Annotated in this window: 16 protein-coding genes; 10 read left to right on the forward strand and 6 right to left on the reverse strand. The window is 63.7% G+C overall.

All coding sequences use genetic code 11. The features are described from left to right. The first annotated feature begins 5 nt into the window (after nucleotides 1-5). A complete protein-coding gene (locus tag ACXJJ8_RS01585) occupies nucleotides 6-1,184 on the forward strand; it encodes a PQQ-dependent sugar dehydrogenase (RefSeq protein ID WP_499026477.1) in 1,179 nt (392 codons plus the stop codon). Continuing rightward, entirely contained in the window at nucleotides 1,181-1,606 is a 426-nt protein-coding gene (locus tag ACXJJ8_RS01590) for a GFA family protein (RefSeq protein WP_499026478.1), read from the forward strand. Before ACXJJ8_RS01585 ends, ACXJJ8_RS01590 begins: the two co-directional genes overlap by 4 nt. Here ACXJJ8_RS01590 and ACXJJ8_RS01595 read toward each other — a convergent pair. Then, on the reverse strand, nucleotides 1,603-2,658 hold the full coding sequence (locus tag ACXJJ8_RS01595; protein ID WP_499026479.1) for a LysR family transcriptional regulator: 1,056 nt from the start codon (nucleotides 2,656-2,658) through the stop codon (nucleotides 1,603-1,605). The two genes, ACXJJ8_RS01590 and ACXJJ8_RS01595, sit on opposite strands and share 4 nt — an antisense overlap. A gap of 141 nt (nucleotides 2,659-2,799) precedes the next feature. On the opposite strand from ACXJJ8_RS01595, the gene ACXJJ8_RS01600 reads away from it, so the two are divergent. The 8 genes from ACXJJ8_RS01600 (at nucleotide 2,800) to ACXJJ8_RS01635 (ending at nucleotide 11,882) form a co-directional block, all read left to right on the forward strand. Then, complete coding sequence (locus ACXJJ8_RS01600) at nucleotides 2,800-3,069, forward strand: hypothetical protein (protein WP_499026480.1); 270 nt, start codon at nucleotides 2,800-2,802, stop codon at nucleotides 3,067-3,069. Next, nucleotides 3,066-3,959, forward strand: coding sequence for an SDR family NAD(P)-dependent oxidoreductase (locus tag ACXJJ8_RS01605; RefSeq protein WP_499026482.1), 894 nt, complete (start codon nucleotides 3,066-3,068; stop codon nucleotides 3,957-3,959). Before ACXJJ8_RS01600 ends, ACXJJ8_RS01605 begins: the two co-directional genes overlap by 4 nt. After that, nucleotides 3,937-5,130 carry an efflux RND transporter periplasmic adaptor subunit gene (locus tag ACXJJ8_RS01610; protein ID WP_499026483.1) on the forward strand — a complete coding sequence of 398 codons (1,194 nt, stop codon included), beginning with the start codon at nucleotides 3,937-3,939 and terminating at the stop codon, nucleotides 5,128-5,130. Before ACXJJ8_RS01605 ends, ACXJJ8_RS01610 begins: the two co-directional genes overlap by 23 nt. 90 nt (nucleotides 5,131-5,220) lie before the next feature. Continuing rightward, nucleotides 5,221-8,382 (forward strand): efflux RND transporter permease subunit, encoded by a 3,162-nt coding sequence (locus ACXJJ8_RS01615; RefSeq protein ID WP_499026484.1) that lies wholly within the window; start codon nucleotides 5,221-5,223, stop codon nucleotides 8,380-8,382. A gap of 25 nt (nucleotides 8,383-8,407) precedes the next feature. Next, nucleotides 8,408-9,160 (forward strand): SDR family oxidoreductase, encoded by a 753-nt coding sequence (locus ACXJJ8_RS01620; protein WP_499026486.1) that lies wholly within the window; start codon nucleotides 8,408-8,410, stop codon nucleotides 9,158-9,160. Next, on the forward strand, nucleotides 9,157-10,599 hold the full coding sequence (locus ACXJJ8_RS01625; protein WP_499026488.1) for an efflux transporter outer membrane subunit: 1,443 nt from the start codon (nucleotides 9,157-9,159) through the stop codon (nucleotides 10,597-10,599). The genes ACXJJ8_RS01620 and ACXJJ8_RS01625 overlap by 4 nt, the downstream gene beginning before the upstream one ends. Before the next feature lie 166 nt (nucleotides 10,600-10,765). Further along, nucleotides 10,766-11,035, forward strand: coding sequence for a hypothetical protein (locus ACXJJ8_RS01630; protein ID WP_499026489.1), 270 nt, complete (start codon nucleotides 10,766-10,768; stop codon nucleotides 11,033-11,035). Nucleotides 11,036-11,192: 157 nt separating this feature from the next. Further along, the gene (locus ACXJJ8_RS01635) at nucleotides 11,193-11,882 is read left to right on the forward strand and encodes a hypothetical protein (protein WP_499027184.1); all 690 of its coding nucleotides are present in this window, start codon (nucleotides 11,193-11,195) and stop codon (nucleotides 11,880-11,882) included. A gap of 238 nt (nucleotides 11,883-12,120) precedes the next feature. On the opposite strand, the gene ACXJJ8_RS01640 is transcribed toward ACXJJ8_RS01635, so the two are convergent. The 5 genes from ACXJJ8_RS01640 to ACXJJ8_RS01660 all read right to left on the reverse strand — a co-directional run bounded on the left by ACXJJ8_RS01640 (nucleotide 12,121) and on the right by ACXJJ8_RS01660 (nucleotide 19,875). Beyond that, a complete protein-coding gene (locus tag ACXJJ8_RS01640; protein WP_499026491.1) occupies nucleotides 12,121-12,630 on the reverse strand; it encodes a hypothetical protein in 510 nt (169 codons plus the stop codon). A 24-nt stretch (nucleotides 12,631-12,654) separates the two neighbouring features. After that, nucleotides 12,655-13,194 carry a hypothetical protein gene (locus tag ACXJJ8_RS01645; RefSeq protein WP_499026492.1) on the reverse strand — a complete coding sequence of 180 codons (540 nt, stop codon included), beginning with the start codon at nucleotides 13,192-13,194 and terminating at the stop codon, nucleotides 12,655-12,657. Between the two features lie 25 nt (nucleotides 13,195-13,219). Continuing rightward, entirely contained in the window at nucleotides 13,220-13,462 is a 243-nt protein-coding gene (locus tag ACXJJ8_RS01650; RefSeq protein WP_499026493.1) for a hypothetical protein, read from the reverse strand. A 165-nt stretch (nucleotides 13,463-13,627) separates the two neighbouring features. Further along, on the reverse strand, nucleotides 13,628-18,580 hold the full coding sequence (locus tag ACXJJ8_RS01655; RefSeq protein WP_499026495.1) for an RHS repeat domain-containing protein: 4,953 nt from the start codon (nucleotides 18,578-18,580) through the stop codon (nucleotides 13,628-13,630). 758 nt (nucleotides 18,581-19,338) lie between these two features. Then, entirely contained in the window at nucleotides 19,339-19,875 is a 537-nt protein-coding gene (locus tag ACXJJ8_RS01660) for a DUF488 domain-containing protein (protein WP_499026496.1), read from the reverse strand. Between the last annotated feature and the right edge of the window lie 81 nt (nucleotides 19,876-19,956).

A 19,956-nucleotide genomic window follows, 5' to 3' on the forward strand; every position in this document is an offset into this window, starting at 1 on the left:
TGGGCATGGCACGCAAGGCATGGAGGGCGGTCGCGGTGGTTGCGTCGCTTGCGAGCTTCGGATGCAGTTCGCAGCAATCTTCGGCGAGCGCGACGGCCGCGGCGGGCGGTGGAACGGCGACGGCCACGACGTCCGCAAACGGCATGCGCGTGGAAACCATCGCGCATGGCCTCGAACATCCCTGGTCGGTCGCGCTGCTGCCCGACGGGAACTTCCTGGTCACCGAACGCCCGGGCCGCCTGCGTCGCGTGGCGCCCGACGGCACGCTCGGCGAGCCCATCGCGAACGTGCCGGCCGTGTTCGCGCAAGGCCAGGGTGGGTTGCTCGATGTCGCGCTGGCGCCGGACTTCGCGACGTCGAAAAAGCTGTATCTCAGCTACGCCGAACCGGGCGAGGACGACACCGCCGGCACCGCGGTCTCGATCGCAACGCTCGTGGACACCGCGCTCCACGACGTGCGCGTGATCTATCGCCAGCAACCGAAACTCACCGGCGCCAACCACTTCGGTTCGCGTATCGCCTTCGACGGCCACGGCCACGTGTTCATCACCCAGGGCGAGCGCGAGGAGCGGATGAAGGCGCAGCAACTGGACATGCTGCAGGGCAAGCTCGTGCGCCTGAACCTGGACGGCAGCGTGCCGCGCGACAACCCCTTCGTCGGCCGCAAGGGGGCGCGCCCGGAAATCTGGAGTTACGGCCATCGCAACATGCAGGGCCTCGCGCTGGATCCGCGCACCGGCACGCTGTGGGAAAGCGAACACGGCCCGCGCGGCGGCGACGAAATCAACCTGCCGCAGGCCGGCAAGAATTACGGTTGGCCGATCATTACCTGGGGCATCGATTACCCGGGCTACAAGATTTCCGAATCCATCGGCACCGCCGCGCCGGGCATGGAGCAGCCGCACCACTACTGGGCAAAATCGCCGGGGCTCAGCGGCATGGCGTTTTTCACCGGGCGCCCGGGCAACGCGTGGAACGACAGCCTGTTCCTCGGCTCGCTCGCCGAATCCAACCTCATCCGCCTGTCGCTGAAGGGCAACGCGATCGTCGCCGAAGAACGCCTGTTGCAGGACCAGGATGCGCGCATCCGCGATGTGCGCGTCGGCAACGACGGCAAGGTCTACGTGCTGACGGACGAACAGGACGGCAAGTTGCTGCGCCTCACGCCACCGCCGCGCAAATGATCGAAGGCGGCTGCCACTGCGGCAACGTGCGCCTGCTGCTGGATTGGCCGGCGGATGCGGCGCGGATCCCTGCGCGTGCGTGCGGTTGCACGTTCTGCCGCAAGCACGGCGCGACGTGGACTTCGCATCCGGAAGCATCGCTGGTGCTGCGCATCGCCGATGCGGCGCGCGTGGAGCGCTACGCCTTCGGCACGCGCACTGCGGATTTCCATGTGTGCATGCATTGCGGCGTGGTGGTCGCGGCGACATGCCGCATCGACGGCCGCGATTACGCCGTGGTGAACATCAACACGTTCGAACACGTGGATGCCGCGCGTTTCGACCGCGGCGACAGCGACGTCGAAGGCGAAACCGTGGACGCCCGCCTCGCCCGCCGGCGATCGCGCTGGATCGCCGACGTGCGGATCGAACGGGCGCCCTAAGCCTCGACGCGCTCCTCGGCTTCCGCGGCTTGCGCCGCAGGCGTCTCGTCCGCCACCTTGCGCAGCGCGAGGCGATAGGCGTTGGCGATCGATTCGGGTTTCTTGCCGACTTCGGTGCAGCTCGATCCCGGGCAGACGCCCTGCATCACGCCGGCATCGAAGTCCAGGCGTTCGACGAGGAAGTCGACGAACGCGCGCACTTTCGGCGATTGCACGCGACCACGCGGGAAGACCGCGTTCATTTCGTACTCCGGTCCGTTCCAGGCGGGCAGCACGCGCCGGACGTAACCGGCTTCGACGTACGGCCGCATCATGATGTCGGTTCCGAGCATCAAGCCCTCGCCCGTGATCAACGCGCCGCGCAGGCCGGCCGGATCGTTGGCGACGAAGACCGGATCGATGCGGAACTCGGTGCTCTTGGTGCCGTCGTGGAGTGGCCAGCTGAAGCCCGCGCCATTCTTGCGTTGCTTGTTCATCGCGAGCGTGCGGTGGTGTTGCAGGTCGTCGGGATGCAGTGGCTCGCCGTGGCCTTCGAGATAGCGCTGGCTCGCGTACACCTGCGTGCGCAGCGTCGCAAGGCGGCGCGCGATGAGATTGGAATCGGGCAAGTTGCCCACGCGCAGCGCGACATCGATTTCCTTGTCGATGATGTCGAGCGGCTCGTTGTTGAGCACCAATTCGACGCGCACTTCGGGGTTGCGCTGGTGGAACTCGCCGAGCAGCGGCGCGATCCATTCGATGCCCATCGAATAGGGCGTGGTGATGCGCAACCAACCGCGCGGACCACCCTGCAACTGGCCCACCGCGCTTTCGGCTTCGTCCAGCTCGCGCGCGATGCGCTGGCAATGCTCGTAATACACGTTGCCCGCTTCGGTCAGCCCGAGCTTGCGCGTGGTGCGGTGGAGCAACTGCGCGCCCAGGCGCGTCTCGAGGTCCTGCACCTTGCGGCTGACCGTGGTCTTCGGAAGCCGCAACGCGCGCGCCGCGGAAATGAAACTGCCGTGCTCGACCACCTTGACGAAGATCAGGGTGTCGTTGAGATCGCGGGCCATGCGTGGCTCCTGTGGGCCGCGATCTCATAGGGGGAGGAACATTGGACCGGGGCCGGGACAATTATTCCCCGTTTTGCCAGCTAATCAAGTGCCGATGCGCGGCGTACCTTGCACGCCATTCCCGCCTGACCCCCTACGACCATGTCGACCCAGCAACGCACCCGCCTCGCCCTCCTGCCGCTTCTGCCGATCGGACTGATCGTGCTGGTAGCGTTGGGGTTCCTCGCGATCGGTGAAACGGCCGCACATGGCGCCGGTCCGGCCTGGCTGATGGTCGTGGTGGTCGCCTTCCTCGTCGGCATGCCGCTGCTCGTCCTTGGCCTCGCCGTGGCCGGCGCGATGCAACGCCATGACCTGATCCGCGCTTTCGTCCCACATCCGGGAGAAACTATCCCGGGAGCGGGGCAATGAAAACCACGTTCCGTCATACGGCCGGCCCAGCGGCTGCCCTCCTGGTTCTCGGCGCGACCGGCGCCATCGGGCGGGGCGTGGTCCGCGCCGCGCTCGACGCCGGTCGGCCCGTCATCGCCGTCTCCCCCGACACCGACGGGTTGCGCGCACTGCAGGGACTGCATGCGCACGCCGACCTTTCCATCGTTCCGGCCATGCTCGGCAGCGAACGCGACGCGACCTCGCTCGAACGCACGCTGCGCAGCCTCGACCGGCCGATCCACGGCGTCGTCGTGGCCCTGTGCAGCGATCGCGAACGCGGCCGCCTGCTCGACGCCTCGGCCGACGATCTGCGCGAATCGATCGACCAGAACGTCGTCGCCCACCTTGCGCTTGCGCGGCACCTGTTTCCGCTGCTCGCGCAAGGCGGTCGTGCCGGGGGTTGGGTGATCGTCGACGGTCCCGGCGGCGAAAACCCCTGGGCCGGTTATGGCCATCGTTCGGTCGGCGCGGCCGCGTTGCGCATGCTTGCGCGCGTGTTGCATGAGGAAGCGCGCCCGCGCGGTGTGCGCGTGCAGTTGCTCGCACTGGATTGGCCGGTGAAGACCGACGCCAACGCGAAACACGCCTGCGACCAGTGGCCCGACGCCGTGGGCGTCGGCCAGCGCGCGATCGCGTTGCTCGATCGCAACGACCGTGCGGCCATCGACCCGATCGTGCATTGCAAGGGCCCATGCCACGCGCAATCGCAAGGATCGGATGGCGGCGACGCGGCGCTCGCCGCACGCTGTCACGACGACGCGCGCCGCCTGCTCGGTGCGCTCTCGCCATCGAAGAAAAAGAACAACAACGATCTCTCCTCTCCCCTCCCCTCCAAGGAAGACGCCCATGACCCGCCAACCCGCCGATAATCGATTGCCCCTCGTCAACCGCGTGGTGCTCGGCACGCTGGCGCTCGCAGCGCTCCTGCCGATCGCCCTGTCCGCTTGCACCAGCGAAGCCGCGCCCGCGGCCCCGCCGCCGCCGGAAGTCAGCGTCGCCACCGTGCTGAGCAAGGATGTCGCGGAGTGGGACGAGTTCACCGGCCGCGTGCAGGCGGTGGAAACCGTCGACCTGCGTCCGCGCGTGAGCGGCTACGTGCAAAACGTGGCGTACCACGAAGGACAGGACGTCAGGAAAGGCGATCTGTTGTTCGTGATCGATCCGCGTCCTTACCGCGCCGCACTCGACCAGGCACTGGCCAACCTCGAGAAAGCCCGCGCCGAACAGTCGCTCGCGCAGATGCAGGACAAGCGCGCACAGACGTTGATCGACGCCAAGGCGATCTCGCGCGAAGAGTTCGAAATCCGCAGGGCCGCCTCGTCGCAGGGCACCGCCGGCGTGCGCGCTGCCGAAGCGGCCGTTGCGGCCGCGCGACTGGATCTGCAGTTCACCGAAGTCCGTTCGCCGATCGACGGCCGCGCCGGCCGTGCATTGGTCACCGAAGGCAACCTGGCGCAGACCGATTCGACGTTGCTGACCACGCTGGTCTCGCAGGATCCGATGTACGTCTACTTCGAAAGCGACGAACAGGCCTTCCTGCGTTACGCCGCGCTGGCCCGCAAGGGCGAACGCGATGGCGTGCGCAACCCGGTCCGCATCGGCCTGGCCGACGAGGACGGGTATCCGCACGACGGCACGGTCGACTTCATCGACAACCAGGTCGATCCGAAGACCGGCACGATCCGCGCGCGCGCCGTGGTCGCCAATCCCGACCGCGTGTTCACGCCCGGCCTGTTCGCCCGCGTGCAGTTGAAGGGCACCGGCAAGTTCAAGGCGCTGCTCGTCGACGACAAGGCCGTGCTCACCGACCAGGACCGCAAGTACGTCTACGTGCTCGGCCCGAACAACACCGCGGCGCGCAAGGACATCGTGCCCGGCCCGATGATCGACGGCCTGCGCGTGGTGCGCTCGGGCCTGGCGCCCACCGACAGGGTCATCGTCCACGGCGTGCAGAAGGTCTTCATGCCCGGCATGCCGGTGTCGCCGAAGGCGATCGCGATGGGTGCGCAGCCTGCGGGCGACAAAGTCGCGATGAAGTAACGGCTCGCAACCAGACAACGCACCTCTCCCCGGCCTCCTCCTGCATTCGCAGGGGGAGGTGCAGAGCCCCTTTTGCCTGAGGAACCCCTCATGGACTTCTCCAAGTTCTTCATCGACCGGCCGATCTTCGCCGCCGTGCTGTCGATCGTGATTTTCGCCGCGGGCCTGATCGCCATCCCGCTGTTGCCCATCAGCGAGTACCCCGAAGTCGTGCCGCCGTCGGTCATCGTGCGCACGGTGTATCCCGGTGCGAACCCGAAGGTGATCTCCGAAACCGTGGCCACGCCCCTGGAAGAGGCGATCAACGGCGTGGAGGACATGATGTATTTCAAGTCCGTCGCCGGTTCCGACGGCGTGCTGCAGATGACCATCACCTTCAAGCCCGGCACCGACGCCGACGACGCCGCGGTGAAGGTGCAGAACCGCGTCGCGCAGGCACTGGCACGCTTGCCCGAAGACGTGCGGCGCCAGGGCGTGACGACGCAGAAGCAGTCGCCGACCTTCCTGATGGTCGTGCACCTGGTCTCCACCGACGGCAAGTACGACACGCTGTACCTGCGCAACTACATGCGCCTGCACGTCAAGGATGAGCTCTCGAAGATCCCGGGCGTCGGCGAAGCGCACCAGTTCGGCGGCGGCGATTACGCAATGCGCCTGTGGCTGGATCCCGACAAGATCGCCGCGCGCGGCATGACCGCGGGCGACGTCCTGCGCGCGGTGCGCGAACAGAACATCCAGGTCTCCGCCGGCCAGCTCGGCGCCGAACCGATGCCCAACGGCAGCGACTTCCTCACGCCGATCAATGCGCAGGGCCGCCTGCGCTCGGTCGAAGAGTTCAAGGATGTCGTGCTGAAGTCCGGCGAAGACGGTGAAGTCGTGCGTCTGGGCGACGTGGCGCGCGTCGAACTCGCCGCCGGCGACTACACGCTGCGGGCACGCCTGGATGGCCAAAACGCCGCCGCCATCGGCGTGTTCCAGGCGCCGGGTGCGAACGCGCTCGCGATTCGCGACCAGGTGGTCGCGAAGATGGACCAGTTGCAGTCGCGTTTCCCGCCGGGCGTGGAATACCGCACGGTGTACGACACCACGATCTTCGTGCGCGACTCGATCAAGGCCGTCGTCAGCACCCTGCTGGAAGCGACCTTGCTCGTCGTTCTGGTGGTGATCCTGTTCCTGCAGACCTGGCGTGCGTCGATCATCCCCTTGATCGCGGTGCCGGTGTCGGTGGTCGGTACGTTCGCCGCGCTGCACTTGCTCGGGTTCTCGATCAATACGCTGACCTTGTTCGGGCTTGTGCTCGCGATCGGCATCGTGGTGGACGACGCGATCGTCGTCGTGGAAAACGTCGAACGCCACATCGAGGAAGGCGCAACGCCGCTGCAGGCCGCGCACCTGGCGATGAAGGAAGTCTCCGGCCCGATCATCGCGATCGCGCTGGTGTTGTGCGCGGTGTTCGTGCCGATGGCCTTCCTCTCGGGCGTGACCGGCCAGTTCTACAAGCAGTTCGCCGTCACCATTGCGATCTCCACGGTGATCTCGGCGATCAACTCGCTGACGCTCTCGCCGGCGCTCGCCGCCAAGCTGCTGCGCCCGCACGGGGCGAAGAAGGACTTGCTCTCGCGCGGCATCGAGCGTGGATTCGGCTGGATCTTCCGTCCGTTCAACCGCTTCTTCAACAAGAACTCGGCGCGCTACCAGACCGGCGTGGGCCGCATGCTCGGCCATCGTGGCCGCGTGTTCGGCGTCTACGCGGTGCTGCTCATCGCCGCCGGCTTCGTGTTCCAGTGGGTGCCGGCCGGCTTCATTCCGACCCAGGACAAGCTGTACCTGATCGCCGGCGTGAAGTTGCCCGAAGGCGCCTCGATCGAACGCACGGATGCGGCCTTGAAGAAGGTCGCCGACGCCGCACGCAGCATCGATGGCGTCGCGCATGAAGTCGCCTTCCCCGGCCTGAACCCGCTGCAGTTCACCAACACCCCGAACAGCGGCGTCGTGTTCTTCCCGCTCAAGCCCTTCAGCGAGCGCAGCAAGTCGGCGAAGGAAATCAACGACGAGCTCAACGCCAAGATCGCGAACATCCAGGAAGGCTTCGCCTTCGCGCTGATGCCCCCGCCGATCCTCGGCCTGGGCAACGGCCAGGGCTATTCGCTGTTCGTCGAAGACCGCGGCAACCTCGGCTACGGTGCGCTGCAGAACGCGGTGCAGGCCGTGCAAGGCACCGCCGCGCAGACGCCGGGCATGGGCTATCCGATCACGAGCTACCAGGCCAACGTTCCGCAGCTGGATGCAGAAGTCGATCGCGTGAAGGCCAAGGCGCAGGGCGTGCCGCTGACGGAGCTGTTCGACACGCTGCAGACCTACCTGGGTTCGGCGTACGTCAACGACTTCAACATGTTCGGCCGCACCTGGCAGGTCGTCGCGCAGGCCGACGGTCCCTTCCGCGACAACGTGGAAGACATCGCGAAGCTGCGTACGCGCAATGTCAACGGCGAGATGGTGCCGATCGGTTCGATGGTCACCATCAAGCAGTCCTACGGCCCCGACCCGGTGTTGCGCTTCAACGGCTATCCCGCGGCCGACCTGCTCGGTGGCTACGACCCGAAGGCGATGTCGTCGGGCGAAGCGATGGAGAAGATCACCGAAATCGCCGGACAGGTCTTGCCGAACGGCATGGGCTTCGACTGGAGCGACCTGAGCTATCAGCAGGCCACGCAGGGCAAGGCTGCGCTCGTGGTGTTCCCGCTGGCCGTGTTGCTCGCCTTCCTCGTGCTCGCCGCGTTGTATGAAAGCTGGACCTTGCCGCTGGCCGTGATCCTGATCGTGCCGATGACGCTGCTCTCCGCGCTGGTCGGCGTGAAGCTCACCGGTGGCGACAACAACGTGTTCGTGCAGGTCGGCCTGGTCGTGCTGATGGGCCTGGCGTGCAAGAACGCGATCCTGATCGTCGAATTCGCCCGCGAGCTCGAAATGCAGGGCAAGGGGATCGTGGAGGCCGCCCTGGAAGCGTGCCGCCTGCGCCTGCGCCCGATCGTCATGACGTCGATCGCCTTCATCGCCGGCACGGTGCCGCTGGTGCTTTCGCACGGCGCGGGCGCGGAAGTGCGCTCGGTCACCGGCATCACGGTGTTCTCCGGGATGCTCGGCGTGACGCTGTTCGGCCTGTTCCTCACCCCGGTCTTCTACGTCGCGCTGCGCAAGCTCGTGACGCGCAAAGCCGATCCCGCCGCCGCACTCGCGACGACGCAAGCCTGATTCGCTCCCCCATCGGAGAACTGACATGACTGCCATTGCCCCCACTCCCCGCAACAGCGACAAGGTCGCGCTGGTCACCGGCGCGACGCGCGGCATCGGGTTCGAAACCGCCCGCCAGCTCGCCAACGCCGGCATCCATGTGCTGCTCGGCGGCCGCGACCGCGACAGGGCCGTCGCCGCCGCGCTGAAACTCCAGTCCGAAGGCTTGCAGGTCGAGGCGATCGCGATCGACGTGGCCAACGACGACAGCATCGCGCAGGCCGCGCAGGAAGTGACCCGCCGGCACGGACGCCTCGACATCCTGGTGAACAATGCCGGCGTGCTGATCGACGATTGGCAGCGCAAGCCGTCCGAGCAGTCGCTCGCCACGTGGCGCGAGACGTTCGACACCAACGTCTTCGGCGTGGTCGCCACCACGCAGGCCTTCCTGCCGTTGCTGAAGCAGGCGCCGGCCGCGCGCATCGTCAACGTGTCCAGCCTGCTCGGTTCGGTCGGTGCGAACAACGACCCGGCCTCGCCGATCTACGACATCAAGATTCCCGCCTACAACGTGTCCAAGAGCGCGGTGAACGCGTGGACCGTGCAACTGGCGCACGAGTTGAAGGACACGGCGATCAAGGTCAACGCGGTGCATCCGGGTTCGGTGAAGACCGACATGAATTCCGCCGGCGACATCGACGTGGCCGACGGCGCGCGCACCAGCGTGCGCATGGCGTTGCTCGACGCCGATGGCCCGACCGGTGGCTTCGTGCATTTCGAGGAGACGCTCCCGTGGTGAGTCGCCCCGTTCGTCTCGCGATGACCGTGCTCGCGACGGCGGTGCTCGCCGCCTGCGCGGTGGGCCCGGATTACGTGCGGCCCACGTCGGTCGAACCGGCGACGTTCGCACGCACCGACGCCACCGCCGTCGCCGCCCCCGCCGACGATGCCTTCTGGGAACGCTTCGGCGATGCGCAGCTCACCGCGCTCGTCGAGGAAGCGTTGTCCGCCAACCACGACCTGCGCATCGCGTTGTCGCGTTACGACCAGGCCAACGCCTTGTTGCGCAATGCGAAGTTCGACCAGATCCCGACCATCACCGCGCAGGGCAACGCGAGTCGTTCGCGGCTCAGCACGGACCAGGCGCCGGGCGTGTCGCGGGATGCGCGCGATGACGTGGATTCGTACGACGTCGGCGTCGTCGCCGGTTGGGAACTCGACCTGTGGGGCCGCGTGCGCCGCAACGTCGAGGCCAATCGCGCGGGTGTCGAAGCCGGCGCGAACGACCTGGCGGCGATGCAGGTCGCGATCGTCGGCGACGTCGCACGCAGCTACTTCGAACTGCGCGGCCTGCAGGAGCGCCTGCGCGTCGCCCGCGAGAACGCGGAGAACCAGCAAGGCACACTGCGCATCGTGCAGGCGCGCATGGACGCCGGTCGCGGCACGGAGTTCGATACCTCGCGCGCGCGTGCGCAATTGGAAAGCACGCTCGCGATCGTTCCCCAACTCGAAGCGCAGGTCGCCTTCGCCGAACACCGCATCGCGGTGCTCACCGGCCGCGTGCCCGAGGCGCTGATCGCACAACTTGACCAAGCGGCGCCCCTGCCCGCCTTGCCCGAGCAGATCGACGCCGGGACACCGGGCGAAATCGTACGCCGCCGTCCCGATGTCGCCGCCGCGGAAGAACGCTTGCACGCCTCGACCGCCCGCATCGGCGTGGCGACCGCGGACCTGTTCCCCCGCTTCACCCTCGGCGGTTTGATCGGCAGTCAGTCGATCGACGCCGGCAACCTGTTCGAACGGGACAGCGAAACGCGCGTCGTGGCGCTTGGCATCGATTGGTCCTTCCTCGACGTGGGCCGCGTGCGCGCACGCATCGCCGCGGCGGATGCCAATGCCGAGGGCGAACTCGCGCGGTATCGGCAGACGGTGCTGCTGGCACTGGAAGACACCGAAAATGCATTGATTCGCCAGAACCGCGCGCGCGTGGAAGACGGGCATCGCGAACAGGCGGCACTCGACAGCGCGAATGCGGCGCGTCTGGCGCGTGTGCGTTATGACGCCGGTGCGGTGGATCTGTTCGAAGTCCTGGATGCAGAACGCGCGCAACTGCAGGCGCAGGATGCATTCGCCGATGCGCGGACGCGCAGTGCGGTGAGCGTGGTGGCGTTGTATCGCGCGCTGGCCGGTGGTTGGCCCGGGCGGATGCCGATGCGCGAGACGATTGCGCGGGAGTGAAATCCAGCCCACTCCCCCGGTTGGGGGGCCGATTCGAGCTGCAACCGTTATCTGGTTGCGGCGTCTTCACAATCCTTCCACGTATTCAAACGGCAGCTGAGTGCGGGCCATGACTCCGACGAAAAGGCCGCTATATTTCAATACCCCCGACGAAGGAGCATAGGAAATGTTTCTGACCAAACAATCTCTGGCGATGGCGCGTACGCTGGGCGGGGCGATCGTCGCCACCTTGGCCCTTGCCAGCTGCGCCACCTATGATGACGAGTTTGCAACGATCAACTCCCGCCTCGATCAACTCGACACGAAGGTGCAGGGCGCAGCCCAGAGCGCCGAATCCGCCAATCAGTCCGCGCAGCAGGCCAACCAACGGCTGGATCAAATAGAGAGCCGCGTCCAGCAGCTCGAAGCGGCGCCAAGCCGCAAGCCGCGCGGTTAATCGCTCTCGCACAGTTCGCGACGAAGTGTTTGAACCAAGGACTGGTGGCCTCTGCCGGCCACCGGTCAACTTTCTTCACCCAGTCCTCGTTCCAAGGAACCGTCCCCTCCGTATGTGCATATCCCCTGCGATCCGGGCCGTTCCCGTTGCGCTGGCGCTGGCGCTGGCGTTCGCAAGTGTGGGCGTAGCCAGCGCCCAGGATGCCGTCGCGCAAGTCGCGCAACCCGACGCCGCCGTCGACCAGCTTCCGCCAGGCCAGGATGTGTCCGGCACGGTGATTGAGCTCGCGGGCTGGGTTGTCGCAGCAAAAGACACCCAAGGCTATCCGTTCGCGGTCATCGACAAGGCCGCCGCACAGATCCTGGTGTTCGGCGGCGACGGCCGGCTTCGCGGCGCGGCACCGGGGCTCTTTGGCTCGGCGATCGGCGATCATTCGGCCCCCGGCATCGCCGGTCTCGCGCTTCGCGAAATTCCTGGCCGTGATCGCACGACGCCTGCCGGTCGCTTCGTGGGTGGTTTCGGACCATCCACCGACGCGGGGCGCGTCCTGTGGGTGGACTACGATTCCTCGGTCTCCATGCACCCTACGGCGACCGGCGTCCCGGCCGAGAGACGCGCCGAACGCCTTGCATCGCCTTCGCCGGACGACAACCGCGTCACGCATGGCTGCATCAACGTCTCGCCGGAGTTCTACGAGCAGATCATCCGTCCGACGTTCGAGCGGGGTGGCGTGTTCTACATCTTGCCGGACACGGCGCCGCTGGAAGAGATATTCCCGGAGTTCGTGCACAGTCGCGGGACTGCGCAAGGCAGCGATGGGAAACGCCCGGCGCACGCCCGCCAGTAAAGGTCGCGTCGGCAGGTTTGATCGGTCAGAAGATCATTTCCTTGGGAAAACATCGACAAGTTAATGACCTGGGGAAGTACTGGCGTAGCGGGCCATTGGGCTTCTCGTTTCGCTGCCCAGGGCTGTGCGGATCGAAGAAGTAAACCTGGATATCGGTCCGAGGACCAGTGTGACTACCGCGTCAGCCAAACGGCCACATGTAGAAGGCAGGTGCCAACGAAGCGCCGCGAAGCGCGAATTATTCGAGCTTTGCAACGCTCCAGTTCAATTCATCGACAGGAAGAGCGCACTGCCGCCCGTCGATTTCAATTAACGCGTAATTGAACGCAGGTCTATCGAAATACCATCCTTCATGCACCGATACAAAACGATCGAGCGCATAGCCTCCAGCCACTGCTCGAATTTGATTTCCCGATAGGGCGTCAATCACAAGATCATGAGTCGGCTGGCAACGAACTTCGTGGGTAGGCTGGTCGTCAGGGAATGAGAAACGGCTACTTCCTCCACGGCAATCAGCGCCTTCCCCATATACGGACAATCTAAGACCACTAGGTCGAATGTTCAGGGATGCCTCAACCAGCACCTCCCAATTCGCTTGACTCCAATCCCAAAGCAGCCCTTCTTGAGTGCCACGCGCCTCTTCTTCAGCAAGCGCACGCCAGTTGGCATTCAAGACGTTGATGAATGCAATTATTGCACTATCGATCATGGCTTGATTTTCGCTTCTCCAGGCATGGCGTAAGGTCATGGTGAGTCGCTTCGCAATTATTACTTAGTGAATTGAGTCAAAATTGACCTCAAAAGAAATGCCTTTTACAAATCGGCATTGCACAAGTGCGTCTTTGTAATCGTTGGTAAAAAAAACGCCTTTTGAGAAAGTGTCGAAGAAATCCGCAACTTCGGCCCCAGGCACGTTGTAGCAGTCCAGCTGAATTACAATTTTCGCGCCGTTTGACTCAGGAAACTTTTTAGCAAACTGCCCATCCAATGCAGCATCGATGCACTCATAAAGGCGTTCTTGAACGCGCCTGAGCTCCGCCTCGACGGAGCGAGACCAAGGGCCTTCTTCTACGAGAACCACCCTCCATTCGTCAGGAGTTACCCCCTTGGCGACGAAATCAACGGTAGTCGTGCCTTTTGTATTCATGAGACCCAGCGAGGGCCGGCCATACTGCGCCGGAATGGCCGCGCCGATTACAACGAAGCCACAGAAGTAACAAGGCCCGCGAATGCCCAGCATATATTCCGGCTCCACGCCCATCGCTGAACGCTGCTCCGGAGCAAGCTGCGTCTGGATAGCTTGAACTTTCATTTGAACCCTTTCGGAAAATCGTGGCTCACTCCGATTCGAAACGTCTTCTCATTTCCGCGAACACGACCATCGCATCGTCTTCGTGATCGAAGATGTCCTCCGACAGATACGGGTTCTCCAGGAATTCGACGGGATCCATTGAGAGCGTCAGGCCTTGGTATCTGATCACCCAGAACCTGGAGGGTCGGGAGTCCGTGATTTCGAACAGGCAGGACGGCACGGGGATGAGCCGGTCGTTGTCGCTGACGATCCAGTACAACGTGACCATCCCATAGATTCCGGAGTCGGGAATGCATGCAAGGCAATAGACCGTGTATTCCTTTCCCAGTGTCAAGGGGAAGACCGGCATGTATTCCGGTCTGACGCCCATAGCTACGCGCTGTTCATCGTTAATCTGCGTTTGGATCGCCTTAACTCTCATTTCGTGACCTCGTCATGGATTGATTACGGTCTTTGGCTCGATTATCTGCCCGGTAGTCGAGTTACGAAATGCATGCGTTTCGACATGCGAACCATCCGCTGCGTCGTACGATGAACTCGAAACCTTCTGATAATCTGCCGCCTGTCCACCATGTTGACTCGCGAGATTTTCCGCCGCTCTCAAGGGTTTGTGCGCAGCAACTCCGTGGGTTACCGTCCCCAAACCAGATGCTAACTCCCCAAGTTGCTGTTGACTTGCGAGGCCCTTGCTTAGTTGCACGCTGTTCCCGGCGGCAGCACCTTTACCGGGAAGTCCAAGTTCATTTGCCGAGCGGCTGCTTCTTGCTGCGTCACCGGCGTGAGCTGCGGCCCGGACACCCGCGCCCAATCCCGTGACGCCCGGAATGGCGATCCCGGCAAGGTCCGCCGCAAGCGCGCCAGCATTCGTCCAACTGGGCTGGGTAGCCAGCGTGTATGCGCTGTAGGCCGCAAAACCGACGTCGAAGACTGTATCGATCACCCGCCCATCAGGATCGCGATACTTGTACGGGTTGTTCGCCGCGTAATTGAATCGATTGAAGTTCCATCCGCTCGACGGATCAGCGACCACCGGATCGACCGACAAAAAACACCCGCACATCGGATCGTAATAGCGCTGCTGCATATACGTCAGCCCGGTGGCCGCATCCTCTATATGCCCCGTGAATCCAGGCCCGTCGTGCGTCGGCCGATTCAGCACCTTGCCGTAAGGCTCATACTCGGTAGCCTCCAACAGGGCGCGATTCGCATCCGTGACCTTGACTGGGGTTCCCAGCGCATCGGTGTGCTGGTACTTGACGACATGGTTGCTCGTCCCAATCGGCGTTTCTCGAATAGCCACAAGTCTGCTGCCCAGATAGAAATAGGCATATAGCTTGTTTTTACGTGAATCGTGCTGGTAACGCAGCACGCCGCCCTGATCGTATTGCGACAGGATGTTGCCGTTCGAATACCCCGGCGCCCAAGCCATGGCTCGGCGGCCGTGGCCGTCATAGCGATAGCTTTCCTTGCCGGTGACGGCTCGAAGGCGATTGCCGAAGTCGAAGTCGAAGTCCTGCCCGTTCTTGTTGTCGAGATTTCCTTGCACGTCGTACATCAACGAGGTTGTCGCGAGTCCGTCGTTGCAGTTGGCCGCGTTGCTGCGGACGAATTCCAGGCGGTTCGCTGCGCTGTAGCAGTAGCGCAGGTTTCGCGTCGGATCTACGAGGGCCGTAAGATTGTCGAGCGTATCGTACCCGTACGTAATCGTCCCGCCGAACATCGGCGAGTCCACGGACTTGAGGCGGTCCAGCCCGTCATAGGTCATGGTTCGGTTGCCGCGCGCGCCGACAAGGCCATCGCTGATTGCAGCCACGTTGCCATTGCCGTCGTAGTCGTAGCTGTCGTCAAGCGTAACGCTTACGCCGTACGCGTCCTTTCTACGGTCGGGGAACTGCCGCGCGTTTTGGGTCAACGCATGCACGATGCCATTGCCATAGGTGAACCGGGCAACAGAACCGTTCGGGAAATAGCTCACGCCAGTCGCGTAGGTCCCGACCTGGGTTGCCTGGCCTAGCGCATTGGGGGCGTAATCAACTGTGACACCGTTGGGATAGACCTGTGTCGACAGATTGCCGTTGTTGTCGTAACCGTAACCAAGGCCCCACGTGTACCAACCGGGCTGGCTGATCGACTCCCCCTGCCCGTCCAACAACCGGCGCCGATTGTAGTTGTAGGAATTAGTCACCGGGGCGCCGTCGTTGACGGCGTTGTATGTCGTGATCTGCTCGGGCAACCCATCCGGCGTGTAGGTCCAAACCTGGTCGCCGACGCCATCAGGGAAGCGCAGAGTCTTCAATCGATTGCGCGCGTCGTACGTCCGATCAGCGCGGCGGCCGGTAGTATCGATCGCGCAGTCCGTGGTACTCGACCACGGCAGTCCGGCGGCCGACCAGGCGAGATTGCCCGCGGCGTCATATCCCATGGCCGTTGAGCCGGTCTCCAGCTCTACGCGCTTGCACAGCTGTTGATTGACGTCGTAGACGTAGTAGCGACCACTCCATTCCGAACTGTCGGCGTTGCTGCGCACGAGCGAAGTCGGCTTGCCGAACACGTCGCGATAGATCGTGGTGCGCGCGCCTTCGGGGAGGAGCATGACCTTCGGAAAGTCCTGCGTCGGCTGGTCGTACACGTAGTACGAGGTGGTCGTCGACTGGCCACGCGGGTTGGTGGTCTTGGTTTGAAAGCCGGCCAAATAGGCGATCTTCGTCGTCAGGAGACCCGTCGCGTCGCTTTCCCAGTTCTGCTTGATCTGTGTGACGCGACCCAATGCGTCATATGCAGTGGATTTCCCAACTGATATCGCCGTGTAATCCGCCAAAGTGGGCAATGCGTACGACTGAAAGATGGCGTTGCCGCCAGCGTCGTAGCGCGACACCTGAACGCTTCGCGTTTTGCTGATGTCGGCATTGTCGTAAGTCATCGTCACGAGCGGACGCAACAATGCGTCGAAATAGATCACCTTGCGCGCATTGCCAGTGCTGATTGTTTGCCGCCAATGCCCACCCACGATGCCGTACTCGCCCGTGGGGACCCACGCGAAGGCTTGCGTGGTCTGGTTCCATTTTTTCGGCTGCAGCAGTTCCGGCGTATCGCACGCGTGATCGACGGTTTCCGAAGGATGGGAGATGCTCGCCAGGCGACCCATCGGGTCGTAGCTGTAGCACGTCCGATAGCCATTCTCGTCCTCGGCCCAGTCGATCAGACCGAGCGTATTGGCACCAGCCGTAATGCTGGCGCCCTGCGGTTGATCAGGCGTGCCTGGGTATTCGATCAGTTGGGGGACGCCCCGATTCCAATTCGAAAACTTGGTTCCGATGCCACGGCCGTCGATCAGCTGGCGAAGCGTGCCGTCGGCGTTGTAACCCGCCGTGTATTCCGGCTTGCCGAACTTGAAGGTCGCCGTGGGCAGTGCAGTGACCGCGTGATAGTCGGCACGCGAGGTCTCGATCCCATCGGTGGTCTGGCGCTTGACCTGTCCGAGCACCCATTTGCTCGTGTTGTTGTTGTATTCGGTCGCATCCACCTTGCTGTAGCCCAGCGAACTGAAGCGCGTCACGCTCAGCGGATTGGCGTACGCGTCGAATGCGTAAATGCCATTCGCCTGATTGACTTGCCAGGTGAAGGTGGTGCTCTGCTGGATTACCTGACGTTGCAGAACCGGCCCATGTTGTTCGGCCGAGCGGTCTCCTCGCGCGTACGGGCTCGCCCCGATGCGTGCAGGGAACGCCTGGTTCGCTGGGTTCAGCAGGTAGGTCGTGCTTTCGGTGCGAAGGATGTTGGTCGGACCGGTTCCGGTTTCGGTCTTGACGAGCTTGCCTTCGCCTTGCCGGAACTTGTTGCTGAAGGTGTAGCGCGTCCACTGATTGTCCGGACCGCTGGTTTCGACCGTTTTGGTAGACGGGCAGGTGGTTCCGGGGCAGTCCTTGGAATAGCTGCCATTGGCCGCACCGTAAGCGTATGTCCACGTGTACGGCGTGGTAATGCCGGGGCCCTCGATCCGCTTGGAAATGATCGAGATGCTGCTGTACAGGATCGGATGCAGAGCGATCCAGACAGCGCCCTGGCCCTGGCCCTTGCCGACCCACGCACAAGCTGCGTTGGCCACGTACGATCGACCATGCAAAGTAGGCTTGAACGTAAAGGTGCCGACCGCTCCGGACGGATGCGTGATCGAGCCGGTGTACGTCGATTGTTGCGGATTCATCGGCGAACCCCAGCACTGGGGTTCAGCCTGATCGTCGGCGGCGTGAACGCCAGCGAGGCTTCCGATGTTGTATTGCCACTTCGACGCGTCCGGCAACGTGACGGACAGCAACGTAGAGCCAGTCTGGCTGTAGCCGTAGGTCCAGGTGCGTGTCCCATCCGTCATCGATGCCACGCGACCATCCACCCACGCCAGGTCGATGCGACGACCATCGCTGGCTACGATCGAGCTCAGCTGGCTCCTGACGGCAGGATCCCAGTTATAGACAACCGAGTTTCCGAAGCGATCCTCGATTCGAGTGGGATAGATCGAGACGGATTTTCGACGAAGGAGGTAGCCGTTGAATGCCATCGTCGTGGCACCGCTGTTTTGTGCGCTGGCGCGTCCGGCCGCCGCGGCTGCGAATCCGCCATCGATCGGCGGCATCCCTACAGCCTTGGTGATTTGCGGTTGGGCCCGCTCCACGATCCAGTCGAACCAGTAACGCGTGCCATCCGGTGCCGTGGCCAGGAAGGCCTCACCCGCAATGTTGTTGTTCACCGCAGTGGTCGGCAGACACGAGAAATACCACTGCTGTTGGGTCACCCAACGATAGCTCTTGCCGTCGGTCGGCCTGTTTGGGTTGTCTGACGTGACGACCAGCATTTCCTGGTCGCCGGCACCAGGCACGTACATGCTGTTGCCGTGCCAGTACTCGCTCGGTGCAAACGTGCCGCCTTGCCCGCCGGTGAGATAGGGCGGCGCGCCTTCTTCGGGAGTCGACACCGTGCATCGCTGACTGCCATCGCCGATGCTGCTGATCCAGCCGGTCTGCCCGAACACGCCATGCAGGCGGGGAATGTCGAATTCCCAGTCGCCGAACGGGAGGGCAGGACGAACCTGCGCGGCCCCATAGGACCCCGTCTTGTCGGTCACCTCGTAACGACGTCCGAACCTGACAGGGACCAGCCCGTTGCCCGGCAGGCTGACGTCGGTCACCTTGAACTCGGTGGTACCCGTAAAGAAACTGGTCTCCTCGCCGAACAGGTCGGCGCCCAACGCACCCACGACCTCCGCCGATTTGACGACCTTTCCGTATTCCCGCGGGAGGGTGATGTCCTGAGCGGACGCCGTAGGAAGCAACGCGACGCATGCTACGAGCAGCAGCGCGGATAGAGCCTTATACATGTAGTCCCCATTCACCGAAGTTCGCCAGGGTCGCCGAATGCGGCATCGCCCCTAATCAAGAAAGGCCGCAATATTCAGCCCCCTCCCGACGCAGGAAACCCGTCGAGGTCGGTCGCCGAAGCGACCACTCGTATGGAGTTCTTCCACTCCGAGGGCGATCCTGCAATTGTCCTGGCGTGCGGCCAAGCAGACGACTGCCCTTTTCTCGGCGGACAAATCCGTGGACTGCGAAGGCTGTCGGGATTGCTCGGGTCGAATCCTTGACTAGTTCCATCGGGTTGCCTACTCGACTCTTCGAGTCCGAAATTCGAAGCTTCGGCTTGGCGACGTGGCACTTTGAGTGCGTCGTCCTCCACTTCGGGTCGGCGACGTGGTGCTTCGAATAGAACGACCTAGCGCTTCGGGTTGGGGACGTGGAACTTCGAATGCGACGACGTGGCGCCTCGGGTTGACGACGTGGCGCTTCGAATGGGGCACCCGGCACTTCAGATTGGGGACGATAGCGCCTTGAATCCGACAACCCAATCGTTCGGAGTCAAAGGACCTGAAGCTCTCGATTCCAAACCAAAATCGCCTGCAAGTTGCGCAGCTTCGCCCAACCTATCGCCCGGAGGGAGAGGGACTCCGCACTTGAAAACCATCGGCTACCTGCAAAGCTTGCTTTGCAGCCCCCAATGGCGGCCCCCAGCAAAAGCCCCCTGATCGAAGCGACCCGCAAGGAGATGCGCCAGCGACGCGCCAATCGGTTTCGAGCGGGCTTCACCAGCGCAACCTCAAAACAACGTACCAGTCGACGGCTCCGCATAAGTCAACCGACCATCGACGATCAAAGCCGCCCCCGTATACGGATGCACCTCGCTACGACCAGGCGAAAGCAGATGCACGACTGCCCACCCATCGGCCTTGAAGTCGTCAGAAATCAAACCGCGATGGCATTGCCACCACATCGCCTCGGCGCACATCACGGCGGTGGGTGATTCGGACGCGATTGCGGCCAACGCATCGCGCGCCTCGCGATATCCCGGCGTCGCCATGTAATCGGCGTACGCACGGAAACTCGCGTTACGCCACCGCGTGTTCGGCGACGCCTTCGACGGCGTGCGACGCCCGCCGAGCCCGGGCATCGGCACATAGGCGATGCCCGCCTGCGGCAACGCGATCGCCATCGCGTCGCCGGAAAACTGCGGATGCCGACGCGACCCCGCGAACCGACGCACATCGACGAGCGTACGGATCCCGGCGTCGCGCAGCATGCCGGCGAACGTTTCCCAGTCGCGGGTCGAATGGCCGGAGGTCCACAGCGTTTTCATTGCATCGCATGGTAGATGCACGCCGGTGCCGGCGAGAGTGAAGGCAGATTGCCGCCGCGTGGGCGCTCCTAGATCGAGCGC

The sequence above is a fragment of the Lysobacter sp. P5_C4 genome (assembly GCF_054049695.1).